The following is a 21,359-nucleotide window of genomic DNA, read 5'->3' as shown; positions in this document are numbered from 1 at the left end:
TCGCGCGGCTCAGCCGTAGGCGGTGGCCCGCACCCGGTCCAGGTCGGCGAGGAGGGCGTCCAGCCGGGACGGGTCGTCGACGTAGGAGAGGACCGCCGAGGAGAACGCGGACTGCATCGCGGCGGGCATCTGGTCGGAGGCGTCGAACCGCACGGCGCTCGCGCCGGTCAGCAGCTTGCCGAGCCGCGCCGACAGATCGTCCGGGTAACTGCTCGGGGTGACCAGCCGGTTCGGGCTGAGCGCACCGCCGCGCTGCACCCAGATCGACTGGGCCTCGGGGGTGCTGAGGTAGGCGATGAGGTCGCGGGCGGCCGCGGTCGGACGGAACATCGCGAGCAGGTCCGCGCCGACCTCCCGGGCGCCGCTGAACGCCGGATCGAGCTGCGGGAAGGGAACGAAGTCGAAGTCCCGGCCCGCCTCGATCAGCGGACCGTCCTTCAGGTAGTCGTCGGTGATGAAGGAGGCCTCGTGGTCGAAGTAGCAGCCCGGAGAGGTGGTGAACAGCGGCTCGCCGACAGCGGCGAAGTTGGAGAGCAGCATGCCCCGCGGACCGTCGCGCACCATGCCCGCGGCGGCGACCACGTCGGCCCAGGTCTGCCACGCCCGGCGGATCTGCGGGGAGGACCAGGGCAGGCTGCCGGCTGTCCACTGGTCGTAGACCTCCGGGCCGGACTGTGCCAGGACGATGTCCTCCAGCCAGTCGGTGCCCGGCCAGCCTGAGCCGGAGCTGTCCTCCAGCCCGATGCACCACGGGGAGGTTCCGGTGGCGGCGATCCGCCGGTCCAGCGCGGTCAGCTCGTCCCAGCTGGCGGGCGGCCGCCAGCCGTGCGCGGCAAGGGCTTTGGGCGAGTACCAGAGCAGGCTCTTCAGGGTCGCCTTGACGACCACCGCGTACTGCTTCCCGTTCACGCTGCCCAGCCGCAGCCAGCTCGGATCGTACTGCTCGGCCAGCCCCGGGAGGCTGAGCGCGCCGTCCAGCGGGGTCAGCTGCCCGGCCTTGGCGTACTGCGTGAGCTTCCCGGGGCTGGACAGCACCGCGAGGTCGGGCGCGTTGCCGGCGGCGACCCGGTCGGCCAGCACACTGTCCGCGGCGCGGGAACCCTCGTAGACCACCTTGATCCCGGTCCGCTGCTCGAACGGCGCGACCATGGCCAGGAATTTGGCCTGCTCGCCGCCGCCCAGCCCCTCGCCGGTCCAGCCGCCGAGCACATGCACGACCTGCTGGGGGCGGCCGCTGCCGCAGGCCGTCAAGCCGCAGAGGGCGACCAGGAGCAGCGCCAGAACGGCCCTCGGCCATGCGCGGCTCGCGCCTCGGACCGCAACCCGTGGGCCGTTCATCGCACCCCCCGGTACTCGTCGATTCGTGGCCACAACCCGAGCAGGCACAGTCCCGCCACCGTGACGCTCAGCAGCGGCAGGCCCGGGCCGAGGCCCAACTCGGCGCCCGCCGAGGACTGGGCGGCGCCGAGCCGCTGCTGGGCGAGGACCGTCAGCCGGCTCAGCCCGGCGTCCAGGGCGGCGCCGCTGCCGCCCAGTTGGGCCGGGCCCCGGCCCAGCACCGTCGCTGCCGCGGCCGGATCCCGCCCGGCCGCCTGCCGCTCCACCTCGGCGTTGGCCGCCCTGAACTTCTCCAAGGAGTCGATCACCTGGGCCGTGGTGTCCTGGTCGGTGGGGGCGGAGTCGCTCTGCACCAGATCGCGGACCTGATCGGCATACCCGACGAGGCCGGCGGGGAACGACTCGGCGGGATCACCTTCGACCACGGCCAGCGCGTCCCCGGCCGAGGCCTGGGCGGCGAGGGCACGGGCCTGCCAGGCGCCGGAGAGGTTGTCCAGCGCAGCGGTCGCCGAGTCGAACGCCCGGTCGGTGTGCAGGCTCTGCACCAGACCCCAGCCCGCCAGCCCGGCCAGCAGCAAGGAGCCCGCCAGCAGCGCCGGATTGAGTCGCCGGTTGAAGTGGCGGCTGAGGAAGCGCTGCGTGCCGACCAGCAGGGCCAGGCCCAGGGCGGCCGGGGCGAGCACTCCGAGGAGCACGCCGGGCGCGAGCCAGGGGCTCTGCCGGTGCTGGTCCACCGCCTGCCGTTCGTCCCGCCGCAGCTTCTCGACCCGGGCGAGGATGCCACTGTCCGGCGCCTGCATCAGACGGGAGGCGTAGCTCAGGTAGGCGCCGGCCAGCACGCTCTGGCCGGCGTTGGCGTGGGCCTGCTCGACCAGACTGGTGTAGTCGACCAGCAGTCCCTCGACCGTCTGAAGCTTCCCGCTGCCGCTCGCCCCCGTCGCATCGTGCTCGGCGGCCTGGGCCAGTGCCTGGTGCGCGTTCTTGAGGTCCTCCTGGTAGCGCTGGCCCGGCCCGCTCAGCCGCATCGTCCCCGACAGCAGGCTCTCGACCGCGACCCGGTCGGCGTCCGCCAGGAAGTACCCGACCTGCGCGGTGTCGGCAACCGCCGGCACCGCCCTCGCATCGGCGTCCGACACCGCCCCGTGCGCCCCGCCGAAGGTCAGCCCCATCGTCGCCCACAGCGCGGCGACGCAGAGCAGCAGGGCGAGGACACGCAGCCGCAGCGACGCCGGAGTGCTGCGAGCGCCTGACAACCGGCCGGCGGAGCGGACCCGCCTGACGGGGAAGGTGCGCGTCGACGCCATCGGTTCAGCGCCGCCGGACCCAGGCGACCGCCTTCGTCGAGCCGAACCCCGCGATGACCACTGCCGAGACCAGCATGCCGAGCAGGCCCGACACCGTCCCGCCGAGCAGCACGAGGAGCACGCCGCCCAGAATGTTCAGCACCTCCAGTGCGATCACGGTGCGCCGCGCCCAGTCGTGGCGAGCCGCCGCACCCAGCGCGCCGGCCGCCAGGAGCAGCGCCGTTCCCAGCGTCACGCACGCCCCCGTCACGAGCAGGCCGCTGTCGTCCGTGTAGCCGTGGTCGATGTTGTTCCGGTTCTCGTGGAACAGGACCACGGCGAAAACGAGGTTGACGACCGCCTGGAGCCAGACCACCGCCAGTGCGCCTTTGAGACCACCCGGCATCCGGTCGGTCGAGTAGGACTGCACCATCTGTCCACCCCCTGCTTCCCCTGCGTCTCAGCATCGAGCGCGTTAGCTCAGATTAATGCAATTACTGCAGTCGTTCACAGTGGCTTTGATGGATCGTCAGTGAGTGAACCGGCGAGCCGGCGGCCCGTAGTGGCCCACTCCGGTCGATTGGCGGCTCACTTGAGGTTGTTTCATTCCAACGGGTGAACGGCGACCGGGAGTTGCCCCTGGGTTGGATGATCCGAGCAGAGGATGACGCTCTCATCACACCTATGGGAGCGTCATCTTGTCGTCTCGTACCGCCGCCCTGCTCGCCGCGACCGCGCTGGCCGCCCTGCCGGTCGCCCTGCCGGTCACCCCGGCCGCCGCCGCCCCGGCCGGCAGCACCGGCAACACCGGCAGCGCCAGCGCCGTCACCGCCGAACTCGACCTGCACGTCAGCCTGCTGAACAACGCGGTGGACGTGCCCGTGGAGCTGTCCCTGAACAAGGTCCACTCCCCGGCCGAGCTGCACGGCTCCATGCTGACGGCGACGGTGGCCGGCGTGGCCCAACCCGATCCGGTGACCCTGGTCAAGGCGGACATCGGCCGCTCGGACACCCACGTCGACGCGCAGGGCGCCAAGGCCTCGGTCACGCTGGCCAACGCCGACGTGCACGCCCCCGGCCTGCCGCTGACCGCGTTGCTCGGCCTGGAGGCGCTCAGCAGCGAGGCCGACTGCCCGGTGGACGGGCCGCCGACCGCCAAGGTGACCTCGCCCGCCCGGCTCACCGTGCTCGGCAAGCCGGTCACCCTGAGCGTGTACGGGCCGACCCATGTGGCGGTGCCCGGGATCGGCAGCGTGGACATGGAGTTCTCCCAGCGCACCACCACCTCCACCACCGCGGCCGCCTCGGCGCTGGTGGTGAAGGTGGCGGTCAACCCGCTGAACCTCAATGTGGCCAAGGTGGACGGGACCATCACGGTCGCCTCGGTGAGCTGCGAGAAGCCGACCGGGGGCCCGTCCGGGGCGGCCACGCCGAGCGCCGCGCCGTCCGGAGCGCCGGCGCAGGGGAGCGCGCAGCCCAGCACCGCCGCCCAGGTCGCCGATGCCTCCGCCGTCGCGACTTCCTCCGGCGCCCCTTCCGTCACCCCCACGAAACACGCCGTCCCCGGTGCCGAGCTCGCCTCCACCGGCAGCAGCGGCACCCTCCCGGTGGCCGCCGCCGGTGCTGCCCTGCTGGTCGCGGGTGGCGTGGCCGTCACCCTCGGGCGACGGCGCCGCCGGGACTGACCTGTCATGTCCGCCTGCACTCTCGCAGAGTGAGGGTGTCAGCGCGGACAGTCGGTTCACATGCTGGTTACATACGGGGAACAACCGGGAAACGGCGGCTTGCGACGCTACGCGGGCACCCACCACTCAAGTTCGCGAGGTATCCCCGTGGCAATCAAGGCCGAGTACATCTGGATCGACGGCACCCAGCCGACCGCCAAGCTCCGCTCGAAGACCCGGGTGCTGCCGAACGCGGACAAGATTCCGACCTGGGGCTTCGACGGATCCTCGACCAACCAGGCTGAGGGCCACGCCTCGGACCGCGTCCTCGAGCCGGTTCGCACCTACCCGGACCCGATCCGCGGCGGCGACAACATCCTCGTGCTCTGCGAGGTCAACGAGATCGACGGCTCCGCGCACCCGTCCAACACCCGCGCGCTGCTGCGTCCGATCGCCGAGCAGTTCGCCGCGCAGGAGCCGATCTTCGGCATCGAGCAGGAGTACACCTTCTTCAAGGGCTCCCGCCCGCTCGGCTTCCCCGAGGGCGGCTACCCGGCCCCGCAGGGCGGCTACTACTGCGGCGTCGGCGCCGAGGAGGTCTTCGGCCGCGAGATCGTCGAGCTGCACCTGGACCGCTGCATCGCGGCCGGCCTGGCCATCTGCGGCATCAACGCCGAGGTCATGCCCGGCCAGTGGGAGTTCCAGATCGGCCCGGTGGACCCGCTGCAGGTCTCCGACGACCTGTGGGTCGGCCGCTACCTGCTCTACCGCACCGCCGAGGAGTTCGGCATCGACGCCACCCTGGACGCCAAGCCGGCGCGCGGTGACTGGAACGGCGCGGGCGCCCACACCAACTTCTCCACCAAGGCCATGCGTGAGGGCTACGAGGCCATCATCACCGCCTGCGAGTCGCTCGGCGAGAGCCAGGAGAAGGTGTTCGAGCACGTCAACCAGTACGGCGACGACATCCAGTCCCGCCTCACCGGCAAGCACGAGACCGCCCCGTGGAACGTCTACTCCTACGGCGTCTCCGACCGTGGCGCCTCGGTGCGCATCCCGTGGCAGGTCGAGGTGGAGCAGAAGGGCTACATCGAGGACCGTCGCCCGAACGCCAACGTCGACCCGTACGTGGTGACCCGCCTGCTGGTCAACACCTGCTGCACCGCGCTGGAGAAGGTCGGCCAGGTCTGATCCGCCGCCAGTTCTGACGCTGCCCGCCCATCCCGCAAGGGGTGGGCGGGCAGCGGCGCGTCACCGGTGTCACGGTTCAGGCTCCGGTGCGGGCCTGGATCTTGCGGGCCAGCAGCAGGGTGGTCGCCGCGCCGGTCAGGCCGAGCAGCAGGCAGCCCCACCAGAGCGAGGCCGCGCCGAGCCCCGCGTAGGCGGCCGAGCCGAGCAGCAGCGCACCGAACCGGGCCGCCCCGCGCGCCCAGCCCGACAGCCCCTGGTAGCGGCCCTGCGCCCCGGCCGGCGCCAGGTCGGCCACCAGCGAGGAGTAGAGCCCGCTCACGCAGACCTCGCCGAGGCTCCAGACCAGCACGGTCAGCACGAAGCCCCAGGCGCTGTCCGCGGTCCCGGTCAGCGCCACCCCGAGGGTGACCAGCGTGCTGCCCAGGGCCCAGAGCCCGGCCCGGTCGAAGCGGCTCAGCACCGCCGCGGCGAACGGCTGCAGGGCCACCACCAGCACCGCGTTGACCACCGCGGCCAACCCGAAGACGGTGGCCGGCAGCCCGTGGTCGCGGATCGCCAGCGGCAGCGCGAACTCGGTCTGCGCGTAGGTCGCCTCGGCCAGCACCACCGGCAGCAGCAGACTGAGCATCAGCCGGTCGCGCAGCACCGTCCGGTAGCCGCCGCGGGCCTGCCGGGCACCCTCGGCCCGGCCCGCCGAGCGCGGCAGCCGGGCGGCGACCAGGGCCGCGTACGCCAGGCAGGTCGCCGCGTCCAGCGCGAACAGCAGCCCGTAGCCGTGCTCGGCCAGGAAGCCGCCGACCGCGCCCGCGACCGCCGTGCCGACGTTGATCGACCAGTGGAAGAGCCCGAAGGCGATCCGCCGCCGGGTGCCGCCGGCCGCGCCCGCCACCACCGCGCCGGCGCCCGGCATGTGCAGGCTGCCCGCCGCGCCCAGCGTGCCCGCCGCCAGGACCAGGGTGGCCAGGTTCGGCGCGACGAAGAGCAGGCCCTGCGCGCCGGCGGTGGCCAGCATGCCGGTGATCATGGCGGGCCGGCTGCCGAACCGGTCGGTCAGCAGTCCGCCGAGCACCGGGCCGACCAGCCCGCCCGCGCCCAGCGCGCCCAGCACGAACGGGATCCGGTCGGTCGGCACGTGCCGGAAACCGAGGAAGAAGACCAGGAACGGCAGCACCATGGTGCCGATCCGGTTGACCGCGGTGCCGCCGATCACCACCCAGAACGGGGCGCCGAAGCCGCCGAAGCGGGCCCGCAGGTAGGACGGGGCGGCAGGGGTGGAAACCGGTTCGGGCGGGCAGGCGGGGGCGATGAGCTGCGAGGTCATGCCGGAATCCTGCGGCGACCGCTACGGTTGCACCATTCATTCGGGCTCAGCCGAATCCACGGGGGGACACCGTGCTGGAACTGGCCTTCACGGCTCGCGACCTGGCCGTGACCAGGCTCGCCTACTCGCCGCTGTGGGAGGTGGTGACCAGCCGTCGGCTGCTGACCTCCGCCACCGCCCGCCCGCTGCACCGCCGCTGGGCGGACCGGGCCCGGCCCCGGCTGGCGGCCGCCGGCCTCGGCACCGGGCTGCTCGCCGACCTGATCCCCGAGCGGGGATACCTGCCCGACTTCCTCAACCCGCCGCCCGCGTCCACCACTCCCAGCCCGCGCGCCGACCGGGCGCTGGACGCCGAACTCGCCGTGCTGGCCCGCAGCACGCCGGAGCAGATCCGCGCCGACCTCGAGCGGCTCGAACACTGGTCACCGGCGGTGCACGCCTTCCACCAGGACCCGGCGGCCGTGCTGCCGCACCTGCTCGCCGAACTGCGCGGCTACTGGGAGGTGGCGCTCGCCCCGCACTGGCCGCGGCTGCGCGCGGTGCTGGAGGGCGAGTTGCTGCACCAGTCCCGCCGGTTCGCCACCGAGGGGCCGGCCGCCGTGCTGCGCGGGCTGCACCCCGGTGTCGAGTGGTGCAGCGAGACGCTGACCCTGCGGCACTACACCTGCGCCGCCGGCTCACGTGAACTCTCCGGACGCGGGCTGCTGCTGGTCCCCTCGGCCTTCGTCGGCCCGGCCAAGGTACTGATGGTCAACCGGCCGGCCGAGGTGGTCCAGCTCTGCTACCCGAGCCGCGGCGTCGGGGTGCTCTGGGAGCAGGCCACCGCCGAGGTGCCGGAGGCGGTGGCCGCCGTGCTCGGCCGCTCCCGCGCCCTGCTGCTCGCCGAACTCGCCGCACCCGCCTCCACCACGGAACTCTCGCACCGCACCGGCATGTCGGCCGGCGGCATCTCGCAACACCTCACCGCACTGCGGGCCGCCGGTATCGTCTCCTCGCAGCGCCTCGGCCGCTCGGTGCTCTACCAGCGCACCCAGCTGGCCGACTCACTGCTGGCCGCCGCCGGTTAAGCTGCCCGCATGATCGTGGGGGCGGTGCGTGAACTGCGGCGGTATCCGGTCAAGTCGATGCTGGGCGAGACGGTCCGGGCAGCGACGGTGACCGAGCGCGGGCTGGACGGGGACCGGCGCCTGGCCCTGCTGGACCTGGCCACCGGCAAGGTGGCCAGCGCCAAACAGCCCAGGCTCTGGCGGGAGTTGCTGACCGATCGGGCGGCCCGGGCGCTGCGTTCGGCCCGGGTCGGCGCGGTCGCCGACGAACTGTCGGACCTGCTCGGCCGCACGGTGCTGCTCACCGACCAGCCGCCCGCGGACGCCACCCTGGACCGGGCCAGGCCGGAGGAGGTGCTCAGCGCCGGCCCCGAGGCCGAAGTCGCCCACGACGTCAGCCGGCTGCGGGCCGGGACCTTCTTCGACTTCGCCCCGCTGCACCTGGTCAGCACCGCGACGCTGGCCCGGGTCGGCGCCGAGGCGGCCCGCTACCGGCCCAATGTGGTGGTCGAGGTGCCGGGCCAGGGCTTCGTCGAGAACGCCTGGGTGGGACGGGAGCTGACGATAGGTCAGGAACTCAGGCTGCAGGTCGTGGCGCCCACCCCGCGCTGCGCGATCCCCACCCTGCCGCACGGAGCGCTGCCCGCGCACCCCGAGGCGCTGCGCATCCCGGCCCGCGACAACCGCCTGGTCCCGCTGCCCGGCATGGCCGAGTTCCCGTGCGCCGGGGTCTACGCCCAGATCCTCGCCCCCGGCCGGGTGGCCGAGGGCGATCAGGTGTGCCTGGTCAGCTGAGCAGCTCGCCCAGTGCCGCGATGAACCCGTCCGTGGTGTGCGGATCGCGCACCGCCAGCCGTAGCCAGTCGGTCCCCAACCCCGGGAACGTGTCCCCGCGCCGCACCGCGTAGCCGGCCGTGCGCAGCCGGGTGCGGATCTCGGCCGCGCCCGGGAGTTCGATCAGCAGGAAGGAAGCCTGCGGGGCGCCGTGCACCCGGATCGCCGGGAACCGCGTCAGCTGCTCCAGCAGATACGCGCGGTGCTCCGCGAGTTGCCCGGCCGCCGCCTCGGCCTCGGCCAGGGCCGGTGGCCCGCTGCAGAGTTCGGCCGCCACCAGGGCGGGGGTGGAGACCGGCCAGAGCGGCTGCGCCCGGCCCAGCTCGGCGATCAGCCCGGCCGGCCCGAGCACGTATCCGATCCGCAGCCCCGCCAGCCCCCAGGTCTTGGTCAGACTGCGCAACACCACCACCTGCCCCGGGAGTCGGCGCAGCCCCGCGAGCGACTCGGTCTCGCCGGGGACGGTGTCCATGAAGGCCTCGTCCACCACCAGGGTGCGCCCCGGGCGGGCCAGCGCGAGCAGCGCATCGGCGGGGTGCAGGACCGAGGTCGGGTTGGTCGGGTTGCCGATCACCACCAGGTCGGCCTGCTCGGGCACCGCCCCGGCGGTCAGCCGGAAGCCCTCGGCCGGCGAGAGCAGCACCCGGTGCACGGTGACTCCGGCATCGCGCAGCGCCGCCTCCGGTTCGGTGAACTGCGGGTGCACCACCACGGCGTGGCGCGGTCGCAGGGTGCGGGCCAGCAGCACGAAGGCCTCGGCCGCACCCGAGGTGAGCAGTACCTCGTCCACCGGACGGCCGTGCCGGGCGGCGACGGCGGCCCGGGCCGCCGACTGCTCGGGGTAGGCGGCCAACTCGCCGAGCGAGTCCGCCAGCGCCTCGCGCAGCCAGCCCGGCGGGGTGCCGGAGCGCACGTTCACCGCCAGGTCCACCAGGCCCGGTGTGCGGACCTCGGCGTCGCCGTGGTGTCGCAGGTCGGGCGTCGGCAGCGTCGCGACGGCCACCGTCGACCGGGCCGACTTCCGCTTCGCGACCAGCAGTTCGCCGCCCGCCAGCAAGGCCGCCGCCTCCGCCACACTCGGGGTCCCGGTGACCGCCAGCACCTCGGGGGAGGGGGTCGGCACCCGGACGGCGGCCAGCCGGTCGGCCGGGTGTCCGACCAGCGGTACTCCGAAGGCCCGGGCCGCGCCGAGCAGTCCGGGCTCGGCGGCCCGGGCCTGCACGGTGGCCAGCAGCCGCACCGCCGTCGCGGGCAGCGCCGCCTCGGCCAGCACCTCGCCGATCAGCCCGAGCACCTCCTGCTCGGGCACTCCGGCACTCGCGCCGACTCCGACCACCACGCCGGCCGCGTTCTCGCTGTTCACCCGCGAAATCCCATCACGGTGCGTGATCGGGAGTCAATCCGCAGTGGTGTGCCGTTCCTCGCTTCTTCACTTTCGGTGTGCTGTCCGCGTCACCCCGTCACTCCTACGCTTGCCGCGCTCGGCCCGATCCCCCAAACCCCGTACGGAGGACCCGCCATGCCCACCCTGCCCCGTCGCGCCCTGACCGCGGCCGCCGCCGCGCTCGGCCTCGTCGCCGGCTCCGCCGCCCTGTGGCTGTCGGGCGGCGCCACCGCCCAGGCCGCGACCGGCCTGCCCACCCCCGACCACGTGATCGTGGTGGTGATGGAGAACCACGCGTACTCGCAGATCATCGGCAGCTCCAGCGCCCCGTACATCAACAACACCCTGAAGGCCGGGGGTGGCAACCTGACCAACTCCTTCGGCATCACCCACCCGAGCGAGCCCAACTACTACGCGCTGTTCTCCGGCAGCACCCAGGGCCGCACCGACGACAGCTGCATCGCCGTCCAGTCGCTGTCCGCCGCCAACCTGGGCTCCGAGCTGCTGGCCGCCGGCAAGACCTGGGCCAGCTACAACGAGTCGCTGCCGAGCCAGGGTTCGACCACCTGCAGCAGCGGCAAGTACGCGCAGAAGCACAACCCGTGGTTCGGCTTCAACAACGTGCCGCTGAACAGCGCGTACACCTTCGCGCAGTTCCCGACCGACTACACCACGCTGCCCAAGGAGGCGTTCGTGGTGCCGAACCTGTGCAGCGACATGCACGACTGCTCGGTCAGCACCGGCGACACCTGGATCAAGAACAACCTCGGCGCCTACGCGACCTGGGCGCAGACCCACAACAGCCTGCTGGTCGTCACCTTCGACGAGGACAACGGCAGCAACGGCAACCACATCGCGACCGTGGTCTACGGCCAGCACGTGGCTCCCGGCAGCTCCGCCACCGCCACCTACAACCACTACAGCGTGCTGCGCACCCTGGAGGACCTGGCCGGCCTGACCAGCCACGCGGGCAACGCCGCGAGCGCCTCGGACATCACCGGCATCTGGAACTGACACCGTGTACCTCGCGGATCGCCGCAGCTCTGCGACGGCGACCGCCGAAGCCGCCCCGGGCCACGGCCCGGGGCGGTCGGCGGTACGGGCCGTCTCGGCGACCGTGCTCGCACTGGGCACGGTCAGCCTGATCACCGACATCTCCTCCGAGATGGTCACCGCCGTGCTGCCGCTCTACCTGGTGGCCGGCCTCGGCGTCTCGCCGCTCGGCTTCGGGCTGCTGGACGGCATCTACAACGGCGTCGGCGCGCTCGTGAAGCTCTCCGCCGGCGTGGTGGCGGACCGCGGCGGCGGCCGGCACAAGGCGGTGGCGCTGGTCGGCTACGGTCTCTCCGCACTGTGCAAGCCGCTGCTGCTGGTGGCCGGTTCGGTGGCCGCACTCGGTGCGGTGCTCGCGGTGGACCGCACCGGCAAGGGGCTGCGCACCGCGCCCCGGGACGCGCTGATCTCGCTGTCCAGCGAACCCGAGCACCGGGGCCGGGCGTTCGGGGTGCACCGGGCGATGGACACCGCCGGGGCGCTGCTGGGGCCGCTGCTGGCCTTCGTGCTGCTGCGGGCCACCCAGGGGCAGTTGCTGGTGGTGGGTGGCGACCGGGCCGGGTACCGCGCGGTCTTCGCGGTGAGCGGCTGCGTGGCGGCGGTCGGTGTGGTGGTGCTGCTGCTCTTCGTGCCGGGGCGGTCGAGCGGCGGTGCGGCGGGCGGGCGACCGGCGGTGACCCGGGCCCTGTGGCGCCTGGCCGGGCTGCGCCGGCTGACCGTCTGCGCGGTGCTGCTCGGGCTGACCACGGTCAGCGACTCCTTCGTCTACCTGCTGATCCAGCGTCAGCTGGACCTGCCCGCCCAGTACTTCCCGCTGCTGCCGCTCGGCACGGCGGCCGGCTTCCTGCTGCTCGCGGTGCCCTTCGGTCTGCTGGCGGACAAGGTGGGCCGGCGCGGGCTGTTCCTGGCCGGGCACGGCGCGCTGCTCACCGGGTACGGGCTGCTGCTCGGCGCGGGTGGCGGCGGTTGGGTGCCGTTCGCGGTGCTCGCGCTGCACGGCACCTTCTACGCGGCCACCGACGGGGTGCTGGCCGCGGCCGCCGCCGACGTGATCCCCGAGGCCCATCGGGGCGCCGGGCTCGCCCTGGTGGGGACCGGGCAGACCGCCGCGCGGTTCGTCTGCTCGCTCGGCTTCGGTGCGGCCTGGACCGCCTGGGGTCCGCACAGCGCGTTGGCCGCAGCGGCCGGTGCGTTGGCGCTGGCGGCCGTGCTGGTCGCCGTCCTGCTACGAACGGAGCGTCCCGCGTGAGCCGAACCGCCCGCCTGACCGTGCTGTTGGTGACGCTGCTGCTGCTCGGCGGCGTCGCCACCGTGAGCGTGCTGCACGCCGCCGACCGGGCCGGGCGGCGCGATGTGGCGCAGCAGGGCGGCCCGACAGTGGCCCCCGGCGCGGTCTCGCTGCGGCCGGGCGCCCGAACCGTGGTCTTCCGCTCCACCGCCTGGGGCCCGCACCGCGACGAACTGGCCGCCGTGCCGGCCGACCGGCCGCAGGCGGAGCGCACCGCCTCGGGCGTCAAGTGCGAGCGCTTCTACGCGGCCGCCGGGACGGGGATCTGCCTGCGCGCCGACCCGGGCGCGGTTCAGGACGGCTACCGCGCGGTGGTGATGGACGCCCAGCTGCACGATCTGAAGTCCTTCCCGCTGGCGGGCATCCCCAGCCGGTCCCGGGTCTCGCCCTCCGGGCACCTGGCCGCCTGGACCGTGTTCACCAGTGGCGACAACTACGGCAGCCTCAACTTCTCCACCCGGACCTCGATCGTGGACACCCGCGACTGGCACCTGGAGGAGAACCTGGAGACCTTCGCGGTGCTCAAGGACGGTCAGCGGTACCAGGCGCAGGACATCAACGTCTGGGGCGTCACCTTCGCCGACGACACCACCTTCTACGCCACCGTGGCCTCGGCAGGCCAGACCTGGCTGGTCCGCGGCGACCTCGGCGCGCGGACGCTGACCACCCTGCACTCGAACGTGGAGTGCCCCTCGCTCTCGCCGGACGGCACCCGGGTCGCCTACAAGCACCGGATCACCGGGGCCGCCAACGACGTCCCCTGGCTGCTCTACGTGCTGGACCTGCGCACCGGCGTGGAGACCCCGACCGCCGAGAGCCGCAGCGTGGACGACCAGGCGGTCTGGGCCGACGACCACACCCTGGTCTACGCCCTGCCCGGCGACTACGGCAGCGACCTGTGGACCGTGCCGGCCGACGGCTCCGGCGCCGCGCGCGAGCTGCTCGGCGCCGCGCTCGCCCCGGCCTACCTGGGCTAGGGCCCGTCCGGACGGGCCCTGGCGGGACGGAGGATCAGATGAGCGCCCGGTACCACGGCCGCGGCTGCGCGGGCAGCTTCGCGGCGAAGAACGCGGCAACCTGGGCGCGGTCGGTCTCGTTGAAGGCCTGCTGGGGCAGGAAGGAGACGGCCCGGTTGGCCTGGTGCAGGTACCAGAAGCCGGCCCGCTCGGTCACCTCGCGGTAGTTGCTCCAGCCCACCTTGGCCGAGCTCGCGTTGGTCTCCAGCCGGTAGCTGCCCTCGGTGACCCGCACCGTCCAGGGGTTGGCGAGCAGCGGCGCGCTGCGCCGGGTGGCGCCGCGGACCGCCGCCAGCTCCAGGAAGACCAGCAGGCCCGGGCCGGTCACGATCAGCCACCACTGCGGGTGGTTGCTGGTGAACAGCTCCACCAGCCCCGCCACGGTGAACAGGACGCTCAGCAGCGCGATCCGGCGAATCGTCGGCAGGTTGCGGATCGCCTGGCGGAACTCGCGCGGGGTCAGCTGGAAGGTGGCGGTGACGTCCACAGGGTTCGTGGGCCTTTCTGCCTGGTCGGTACGGACTACCCGGGATTCTCGCAGCCACCACCGGTCGGATTCCCGGCGGCCCCGTCACCCGCCGGCGGTTAGGCTGCCGGGGACATCCAGTCATACGAGGGGAGTGGCGCACCATGCGTCAGATTGTCGTCACCGGCGGCGGTACGGGCATCGGCAAGGCCATCGCGGCCGCCTTCGCCGAGCAGGGGGACCAGGTGGTGATCACCGGGCGTCGCAAGGACGTGCTGGCCGAGGCCGCCGCCGAACTCGGGCCCAGGGTGCGCCCGGTGGTCTTCGACGCCGCCGACCCGGCGCAGGTCGAGGCCGCGCTGTCCGAACTGCCCGAGCGGGTCGACGTCCTGGTCAACAACGCGGGCGGCAACCGCGACCGCACCGGTCAGCCGGACGCCGCGCCGACCGGTCTGGCCGGTCTGGCCGCCGCCTGGCAGGCCAACCTGGACGCCAACCTGTTCACCGCCGTGCTGGTCACCACCGCCCTGCGCGAGCGGCTCAACCCGGGCGCCCGGGTGATCAACTTCAGCTCGATCGCCGCGCACCGCGGCGGTTCCGGCTCCTACGGTGCGGCCAAGGCCGCTGTGGAGAACTGGAACGTCACGCTGGCCCAGGAGTTGGGCCCCGAGGGCATCACCGCCAACGTGATCGCCCCCGGCTACATCGCCGAGACCGACTTCTTCGGCACCGGCGGCATCTCCGCCGAGCGGGTGGCCTGGAACGTCGGCCAGTCCGCCACCAAGCGGGTCGGCGTCCCCGCCGACATCGTCGGCATCGCCCTCTACCTCGCCTCCCCGGCCGCCGCCCACCTGACCGCCCAGGTCTTCCACCTGGACGGCGGCACGATCTACGGTCGCTGACCGGTCGCCGGGCCGGCGCAGTGCTCGACGAGGCGCTGCGCCACGCCCGGCGCTCCCGCCCAGTGCACGTGCAGGTAACTGGCGTGCAGGTTCGGGGTGCTGAAGCCCTCGGTGGCGGGGGCGCCGGTGGGGGTGCGCCAGCCCCAGGCGGGGGTGGTGGCGCAGGCCCCGGGGTCGCAGCTGGTGCGGTGGAATTCGTGGCCGCGCAGCCGGGTGCCGGCGGGGGCCAGCGGGCTGTCGTGCAGGGCCACGGCCTCGCGGTAGCCGAGGGTGAGGCGTTCGGTCATCCAGGCCGTGGCGTCGAGGATTCCGCACATCGGGCGGCCGTCCAACTCGCGGGCCAGGTAGAGGAGTCCGGCGCACTCGGCGGCGATCGGGGCGCCGGCGGCGACGAGCGAGGAGATGGCCTCGCGCAGCGGGGCGTTCTCGCTCAGCTCGGCCGCGTACACCTCGGGGAAGCCGCCGCCGATCACCAGTCCTGACGTTCCGTCAGGCAGTGCGGTGTCGTGCAGCGGGTCGAAGGGCAGCACCTCGGCGCCTGCGGCGGCCAGGAGTTCGGCGTTCTCCGCGTACGAGAAGGAGAAGGCGGGGCCGGCCGCGAGGGCGATCCGCGGGCGCCCGGGGACCGTGGAAACCTCGGCGGCGGGATCCCACGGCTCGGCGGAGAGCGGCGGAGCGGACTTGGCCAGAGCCAGGATCGCGTCCAAGTCCACTGAAGCGTCGATGAGTTCGCCCATGTCGCGGACCGCCTGGACGGCCTGCGCCGAACGTTCGACCACCGGGACCAGGCCGAGGTGCCGGGACGGCGTCGCCACCGAGGCGGTCCGCCGCACCGCGCCCAGCACCGGCACCCCCGCGCCCTCCTCCAGGGCCTCGCGCAGCAGTTGCTCGTGCCGGTCCGAGGCGACCCGGTTCAGGATCACCCCGGCGAGCCGGACCTCGGGGTCCCAGGAGGCGAAGCCGTGCACCAGGGCGGCCACCGAGCGCGACTGCGAGGACCCGTCCACCACCAGCACCACCGGCGCCCGGAGCAGCTTGGCGACATGCGCGGTGGAGGCCAACTCGCCACGCCCGGAAGCGCCGTCGAACATCCCCATGACGCCCTCGACCACCGCCACGTCCGCCCCCGCGGCCCCGTGCAGGAAGAGCGGCTCGACCCGCTCGGGCCCGCACAGGAAGGCGTCCAGGTTCCGGCCGGGCCGGCCGGTGGCCAGCCCGTGGTAGCCCGGGTCGATGTAGTCCGGCCCGACCTTGTGCGGGGAGACCTTGAGGCCGCGCGCGGTGAGCGCGGCCATCAGGCCGGTGGCGACGGTGGTCTTGCCGGCCCCCGAGGAGGGAGCGGCGATGACGATGCGGGGGATGTGCACGGAACTCAGAGCCCTACCACTCGATCCCGCGCTGGCCCTTGCGGCCGGCGTCCATCGGGTGCTTCACCTTGGTCATCTCGGTGACCAGGTCCGCGAGTTCGAGCAGCGGCTCGGGGGCGTAGCGGCCGGTGACCACGACATGCTGGGAACCCGGACGGTCGCGCAGCACCTCGACCACCTCGGCCACGTCCACCCAGCCCCAGTGCATGGGGTAGGTGAACTCGTCCAGCACGTAGAGCCGGTAGGTCTCGGCGGCCAGGTCGCGCTTGACCTGCTCCCAGCCCTCCTTGGCGGCCTCCTCGCTGGACTGCTCCATCTCGGCGGAGCGCTGCACCCAGGACCAGCCCTCGCCCATCTTGTGCCAGGCCACCGTGCCGCCCTCGCCGGAGGCACCCAGCACCTTCAGCGCGTTCTCCTCGCCCACCTTCCACTTGGCGGACTTGACGAACTGGAACACCCCGATCGGCCAGCCCTGGTTCCAGGCCCGCAGCGCGAGGCCGAAGGCAGCGGTGGACTTGCCCTTGCCGGGGCCGGTGTGCACGGCGGTGATCGGCTGGGTACGGCGCTGACGGGTGGTCAGGCCGTCGTTGGGGACGACATCGGGCTTGCCCTGGGGCATCGAGGTCACGCTGCCTTTCGCTGCGGGTGGGAGGCGGAACGGTGGGCGTGCACCAGGGCGGCCACGCCCTCGGCGCGCAGCTCGTCCAAGGTGACGGCGGTGGCGTTCAGTTGGGTGGCCAGCGTGCGGGCGAGGCCGAGTCGGACCGGGCCCGACTCGCAGTCCAGCACCACGGCGGCGGTGCCCTGCGCGGCCAGCAGCCCGGCCGCCCGGCCGGCCTCGGCGAGCGCGGCCCGTCCGCCGGTGGCCCGGCCGTCGGTGACCAGTACCATCAGCGGGCGGCGCTGCGGGTCGCGCACCCGCTCCAGCCGCAGCACCTCGTGGGCGCGCAGCAGGCCGGCGGCCAGCGGGGTGCGGCCACCGGTGGGCAGCTGCTCCAGCCGGGCCGCGCCGACCTCCACCGAGGAGGTCGGCGGCAGCGCCAACTCGGCGCCGCTGCCCCGGAAGGTGATCATGCCGATCTTGTCGCGGCGCTGGTAGGCGTCCATCAGCAGCGAGAGCACCGCGCCCTTGACGGCGGTCATCCGCTGCCGGGCGGCCATCGAGCCGGAGGCGTCGACCACGAAGAGCACCAGGTTGGACTCGCGACCCCGGCGCACCTGCTCGCGGAAGTCGTCGGAGCGCAGCACCAGGGCCCGGCCGGCGCGGCCGCGGGCCAGCTGGTGCGGGGCGGCGGCCTGCAGGGTGGCGGACAGGTGCAGCCGGGTCAGCGCGCCCTGCGGGCGGCGGGACCGCACGGTGTGGCCGCCGTCGGTCTCGGCGGGGGAGCGGCGGCCCTGGGTGCCGCGACCGGTGCCGGGGACCTTGAACAGCTTGGTGCGGTAGGCCTCGCCGGCCGCCACCGGGGCGGACTCGCGGGGCGGGGCGCTGCCGGGCCGGGGGAGCTGGGGCGTGCCGGGCTGGTCCTCGGCGCTGTCGGCGGCCTCGGCGGGGGCCGACGGCTCGCCGGGCTCGGGAGCTCCGCCGCCGGGTCCGTCCGGGCCGCTGCCGGGCCCGTCGTCCTCGGGGTCGGTGGGCTCCTCGGGTTCCGCGTGCTCGTCCAGCGTCCGGTCCAGCTGCTCCTCGTCCAGCCCGGGCGCGTCGAAGGGGTTGCGTCGGCGGCGGTGCGGCAGTGCGAGCTGGGCGGCCTTGCGGACGTCCTCCTCGGCCACCGCCGTCCGCCCGTCCCAGGCGGCCAGCGCCACGGCGGTGCGCGCCATCACGATGTCCGCGCGCAGCCCGTCCACCTCGAAGGCCGCGCAGACGGCGGTGATCTGACGCAGCGCCGGATCGCCGAGCTCGACCGAGGGCAGCAGCTCGCGGGCGGCGACGATGCGCTGAGCAAGCGCTTGCTCAGCAGCCTCGTAGCCCGCCGCGAACCCGGCCGGGTCCGCGTCGTACGCCAGCCGTCGGCGCACCACCTCGGCCCGCTCCGCCGGGTCCCGGGTCGCGGCGATCTCCACGGTCAGCCCGAACCGGTCGAGCAGCTGCGGCCGCAGCTCGCCCTCCTCCGGGTTCATCGTCCCCACCAGCAGGAACCGCGCCGCGTGCCGCACCGAGACGCCTTCGCGCTCCACGTACGAGCGCCCCATCGCGGCGGCGTCCAGCAGCAGGTCCACCACGTGGTCCTGCAGCAGGTTGACCTCGTCGATGTAGAGCACACCCCGGTGCGCCTGGGCCAGCAGCCCCGGCTCGTAGGCCTTCACGCCCTGAGCAAGCGCTTGTTCAAGGTCCAGCGAGCCGACGATCCGGTCCTCGGTGACGCCGACCGGCAACTCCACCAGCCGGGCCGGCCGTTCGGTGGAGCCGGCACCGTGCGGCCCGTCCGGGCACTGCGGATCCGGCGAGCCGGGATCGCAGGCGAACCGGCACCCGTCCGCCACCGCGATCGACGGCAGCAGCCCGGCCAGGGCCCGCACCATGGTCGACTTCGCGGTCCCCTTCTCGCCACGCACCAGGACCCCGCCGACCGCCGGTGAGACGGCGTTCAGCAGGAGCCCGAGCCGCAGGTCGGCCATCCCGACAATCGCGGTGAACGGGTATCGAACGTCACTCACAGTTGCTCACTTTCCATGCCACGTGCGGCCGGAGCCCCCGGCGGGACGAACGGCAGGCCATCCCCGGCCCCGCCCTCGATCAGCCGCCACAGCGCGTCCGTGTCGGCATGCTCCTCGATCAGATCTCCCAGCCGGTCCAACCGGGCCTCCCGCGCCGCCGCGAAGGAGGTGTCGGTCGAGGGCACGAAGGCCCGCCCCGCCATCGCCGCGACCTCGCGCAGGAAGGCCCGCCGGAATCCGTCGTTCTCCAGCGCCCCGTGCCAGGTGGTGCCCCAGACCGAGCCGACCCGGCAGCCGTCGAGGCTCTGCCCATGGTCATCAGAGATGAACGGCTCCCCGCCCTCCACCGAAACCAACCCGTGGTGGATCTCGTACCCCTCCACCCGCTCGCCGTACGCCTCGCCCACCGGCCGTCCGAGCACCTTCTCACGCCCGAACTCCACCGCCACCGGCAGCAGTCCGAGCCCGTCCACGGCCCCGGCGCCCGACTCCACCTGGTCGACGATCCGCCGCCCGAGCATCTGGTACCCGCCGCACACCCCCAGCACCGGCTGCCCGGCCGCCGCCCGCTCCCGCAGCGCCCGTTCCAGCCCGCGTTCGCGCAGCCAGGCCAGGTCCGCGACGGTGGCCCGGGTACCGGGCAGCACCACCAGATCGGCGTCGGCCAGCTCCTCGGGCCGGGTGGCCCAGCGGACCAGCACCCCCGGCTCCTGGGCCAGCGCGTCCAGGTCGGTGAAGTTGGACAGCCGCGGGAACCGCAGCACCGCCACCCGCAGCACGTCGGCGCCGAGCGGACCCTCGGACACCCGATCGACCACCGTCGACAGGTCCAGCGAGTCCTCCGCGTCCAGCCACAGGCCCGCCAGCATCGGCAGCGTGCCCAGCACCGGACGGCCGGTCAGCTCGTGCAGCATGTCCAGGCCCGGCTTCAGCAGCCGGGCGTCGCCGCGGAACTTGTTCACCAGCCAGCCCGCCACCAGCCGCTGGTCCTCGGCGCTCAGCAGCGCCAGGGTGCCGTACATCGCCGCGAACACCCCGCCCCGGTCGATGTCGCCGACCACCAGAACCGGCAGGTCGGCGGCCCGGGCCAGGCCCATGTTGGCGATGTCGCGGTCGCGCAGGTTGATCTCCGCGGGGGAGCCGGCGCCCTCGCAGACCACCACGTCGAAGCGGCCGCGCAGGTCGGCCAGGCACTCCAGCGAGCGCTCCAGCAGGTACGGCTTGCGCTCCCGGTAGTCCAGCGCGCCGACCTCGGCGATCGGACGGCCGAGCAGCACCACCTGGCTGCGGCCGTCCGCACCGGGCTTGAGCAGCACCGGGTTCATCGCCGCCTCCGGCTCCACCCGGGCCGCCTGCGCCTGCATCACCTGGGCCCGGCCGATCTCGGCGCCGTCGGTGGTGACCATCGAGTTGAGCGACATGTTCTGCGCCTTGAAGGGGGCCACCCGCACCCCCTTGCGGGCCAGCCAACGGCAGATCCCGGCGGTCACCACGCTCTTGCCCGCATCCGAGGTGGTGCCGGCGATCAGGATCGCGTTGCTCATATTCGTCCCCTCCAGAGAACCCGTGCCGAGAGACCCCGTGCCGAGAGAACCCGTGCCGTCAGAACCCGTGCCGCCACCGTCGTGCCCAGCGCCAACAACCCGACCCGGCGCGACAGTCGGCAGGCCCGCTCGATGTCCGAGACCGCCACCGGCCGCAACTCCGCACCCAGTACCGGCCGGTGCTCCACCCTCTCGCCGTACTGCAGCGTGCCGCCCAGCCGGACGCCCAGGGCGCCCGCGAAGGCCGACTCGGCCTGCCCGGCGTTGGGGCTCGGGTGGCTCGACCCGTCCCGGCGCCAGACCTTCCAGGCGGTCGCGGGGGAGTCGGCGGCCGCCACCGTGAGCAGCGCGGTGAGGCGCGCACCGGGCCAGCCCGCCACGTCGTCCAGCCGCGCGGCCGCCCAGCCGAACCGCCGGTAGCGGGGCGACTTGTGCCCGACCATCGCGTCCAGCGTGTTGACGGCCCGGAAGGCGAGCAGCCCGGGAGCCCCGGCCAGCGTGCCCCAGACCAGGGCGTTGACCACGGCGTCGGCGGTGTTCTCGGCCACCGACTCGACCACCGCGCGGGCGATCTGCTGCTCGTCCAGCGCGCTGGGGTCGCGTCCGCACAGGTGCGGCAGGCGCTGCCGAGCCGCCGTCAGGTCCTCGGCGGCGAGCGCGGCGCCGATGGTGCGGGCCTCCCGGGTCAGCGAGGTGCCGCCGAGCACCGTCCAGGTGGCCAGCGCGGCGGTGACGGTCCGTCGGGCGGAGCCGGCGCGGCGCTGCAGGGCGGCCGCGCCGAGCGCGACGGCGCCCACGCCGATCGCGGTGTGCAGGGCCCCCGCGCCCCGGTGGTCGCGCCACAGCACACGTTCCAGGGAGCCCGCCGCCCGGCCGAAGGCGGCCACCGGGTGACCGCGGCGGGGGTCGGCGAGCGCGGCGTCGGCGGCGTAGCCGACCACCGCGCCGAGCGCGTATCCAAGCGCAGGCGGCACGGCGCGCTGCATCGAAGCGTGTCCTCACTCAGG

19 protein-coding genes are annotated in these 21,359 nt (G+C 73.8%); 8 read left to right on the top strand and 11 right to left on the bottom strand.

What is annotated here, in order from left to right:
• Positions 1–9: 9 nt before the first annotated feature.
• From BR98_RS10025 to BR98_RS10015, 3 genes are all read right to left on the bottom strand, one after another.
• The gene (locus tag BR98_RS10025) at positions 10–1,251 is read right to left on the bottom strand and encodes an ABC transporter substrate-binding protein (protein WP_198042152.1); all 1,242 of its coding nucleotides are present in this window, start codon (positions 1,249–1,251) and stop codon (positions 10–12) included.
• 83 nt (positions 1,252–1,334) lie between these two features.
• Positions 1,335–2,642: a hypothetical protein gene (locus tag BR98_RS10020; protein ID WP_035841824.1), complete on the bottom strand. Its 1,308-nt coding sequence runs from the start codon at positions 2,640–2,642 to the stop codon at positions 1,335–1,337.
• A 4-nt stretch (positions 2,643–2,646) separates the two neighbouring features.
• Complete coding sequence (locus BR98_RS10015) at positions 2,647–3,054, bottom strand: hypothetical protein (protein ID WP_035841822.1); 408 nt, start codon at positions 3,052–3,054, stop codon at positions 2,647–2,649.
• 265 nt (positions 3,055–3,319) lie between these two features.
• Here BR98_RS10015 and BR98_RS10010 point away from each other — a divergent pair, with 265 nt between their 5' ends.
• Complete coding sequence (locus tag BR98_RS10010) at positions 3,320–4,306, top strand: SCO1860 family LAETG-anchored protein (RefSeq protein WP_035841820.1); 987 nt, start codon at positions 3,320–3,322, stop codon at positions 4,304–4,306.
• A gap of 147 nt (positions 4,307–4,453) precedes the next feature.
• A complete protein-coding gene (gene glnII / locus BR98_RS10005) occupies positions 4,454–5,476 on the top strand; it encodes a glutamine synthetase (RefSeq protein WP_035841818.1) in 1,023 nt (340 codons plus the stop codon).
• Between the two features lie 76 nt (positions 5,477–5,552).
• Here glnII and BR98_RS10000 read toward each other — a convergent pair whose 3' ends face one another.
• Positions 5,553–6,797, bottom strand: a complete 1,245-nt coding sequence (locus BR98_RS10000) for an MFS transporter (RefSeq protein WP_063774732.1) — start codon at positions 6,795–6,797, stop codon at positions 5,553–5,555.
• Between the two features lie 71 nt (positions 6,798–6,868).
• Between BR98_RS10000 and BR98_RS09995 the strand changes: the two genes are divergently transcribed.
• On the top strand, positions 6,869–7,864 hold the full coding sequence (locus BR98_RS09995; RefSeq protein WP_051969529.1) for an ArsR/SmtB family transcription factor: 996 nt from the start codon (positions 6,869–6,871) through the stop codon (positions 7,862–7,864).
• Between the two features lie 9 nt (positions 7,865–7,873).
• Positions 7,874–8,638: an MOSC domain-containing protein gene (locus tag BR98_RS09990; protein ID WP_035841816.1), complete on the top strand. Its 765-nt coding sequence runs from the start codon at positions 7,874–7,876 to the stop codon at positions 8,636–8,638.
• On the opposite strand, the gene cobC is transcribed toward BR98_RS09990, so the two are convergent.
• Positions 8,631–10,040: an Rv2231c family pyridoxal phosphate-dependent protein CobC gene (gene cobC, locus BR98_RS09985; RefSeq protein WP_232247312.1), complete on the bottom strand. Its 1,410-nt coding sequence runs from the start codon at positions 10,038–10,040 to the stop codon at positions 8,631–8,633. The two genes, BR98_RS09990 and cobC, sit on opposite strands and share 8 nt — an antisense overlap.
• Before the next feature lie 156 nt (positions 10,041–10,196).
• Here cobC and BR98_RS09980 point away from each other — a divergent pair, with 156 nt between their 5' ends.
• Genes BR98_RS09980 through BR98_RS09970 form a run of 3 tightly spaced genes read left to right on the top strand, consistent with a single transcriptional unit; the run spans position 10,197 to position 13,379 of the window.
• Positions 10,197–11,075, top strand: a complete 879-nt coding sequence (locus tag BR98_RS09980; protein ID WP_035841814.1) for an alkaline phosphatase family protein — start codon at positions 10,197–10,199, stop codon at positions 11,073–11,075.
• A 4-nt stretch (positions 11,076–11,079) separates the two neighbouring features.
• Positions 11,080–12,363: an MFS transporter gene (locus tag BR98_RS09975; protein WP_035841812.1), complete on the top strand. Its 1,284-nt coding sequence runs from the start codon at positions 11,080–11,082 to the stop codon at positions 12,361–12,363.
• Positions 12,360–13,379 (top strand): TolB family protein, encoded by a 1,020-nt coding sequence (locus BR98_RS09970; protein WP_035841810.1) that lies wholly within the window; start codon positions 12,360–12,362, stop codon positions 13,377–13,379. The genes BR98_RS09975 and BR98_RS09970 overlap by 4 nt, the downstream gene beginning before the upstream one ends.
• 34 nt (positions 13,380–13,413) lie before the next feature.
• Here BR98_RS09970 and BR98_RS09965 read toward each other — a convergent pair whose 3' ends face one another.
• On the bottom strand, positions 13,414–13,905 hold the full coding sequence (locus BR98_RS09965) for a YcxB family protein (RefSeq protein ID WP_035841808.1): 492 nt from the start codon (positions 13,903–13,905) through the stop codon (positions 13,414–13,416).
• 143 nt (positions 13,906–14,048) lie between these two features.
• On the opposite strand from BR98_RS09965, the gene BR98_RS09960 reads away from it, so the two are divergent.
• Positions 14,049–14,786 (top strand): SDR family NAD(P)-dependent oxidoreductase, encoded by a 738-nt coding sequence (locus tag BR98_RS09960; RefSeq protein WP_035841806.1) that lies wholly within the window; start codon positions 14,049–14,051, stop codon positions 14,784–14,786.
• Here BR98_RS09960 and BR98_RS09955 read toward each other — a convergent pair.
• The 5 genes from BR98_RS09955 to BR98_RS09935 are packed head-to-tail and all read right to left on the bottom strand — an operon-like array spanning position 14,774 to position 21,338.
• Positions 14,774–16,162: a cobyrinate a,c-diamide synthase gene (locus tag BR98_RS09955; RefSeq protein ID WP_083976210.1), complete on the bottom strand. Its 1,389-nt coding sequence runs from the start codon at positions 16,160–16,162 to the stop codon at positions 14,774–14,776. The genes BR98_RS09960 and BR98_RS09955 overlap by 13 nt on opposite strands.
• Positions 16,163–16,166: 4 nt before the next feature.
• The gene (gene cobO / locus BR98_RS09950; protein ID WP_035843880.1) at positions 16,167–16,772 is read right to left on the bottom strand and encodes a cob(I)yrinic acid a,c-diamide adenosyltransferase; all 606 of its coding nucleotides are present in this window, start codon (positions 16,770–16,772) and stop codon (positions 16,167–16,169) included.
• A 5-nt stretch (positions 16,773–16,777) separates the two neighbouring features.
• Positions 16,778–18,769, bottom strand: coding sequence for a putative cobaltochelatase (locus BR98_RS09945; RefSeq protein ID WP_051969649.1), 1,992 nt, complete (start codon positions 18,767–18,769; stop codon positions 16,778–16,780).
• A 35-nt stretch (positions 18,770–18,804) separates the two neighbouring features.
• The gene (locus BR98_RS09940; RefSeq protein WP_035841792.1) at positions 18,805–20,352 is read right to left on the bottom strand and encodes a cobyric acid synthase; all 1,548 of its coding nucleotides are present in this window, start codon (positions 20,350–20,352) and stop codon (positions 18,805–18,807) included.
• Entirely contained in the window at positions 20,349–21,338 is a 990-nt protein-coding gene (locus BR98_RS09935; protein WP_035841790.1) for a cobalamin biosynthesis protein, read from the bottom strand. The genes BR98_RS09940 and BR98_RS09935 overlap by 4 nt, the downstream gene beginning before the upstream one ends.
• Between the last annotated feature and the right edge of the window lie 21 nt (positions 21,339–21,359).

Origin of the sequence: Kitasatospora azatica KCTC 9699 (assembly GCF_000744785.1) — a bacterium.
GTDB classification, from domain to species: Bacteria; Actinomycetota; Actinomycetes; order Streptomycetales; family Streptomycetaceae; genus Kitasatospora; species Kitasatospora azatica.
The sequence above is the reverse complement of the archived record's forward strand: the minus strand, read 5'-3'. Positions and strand labels throughout refer to the sequence as shown.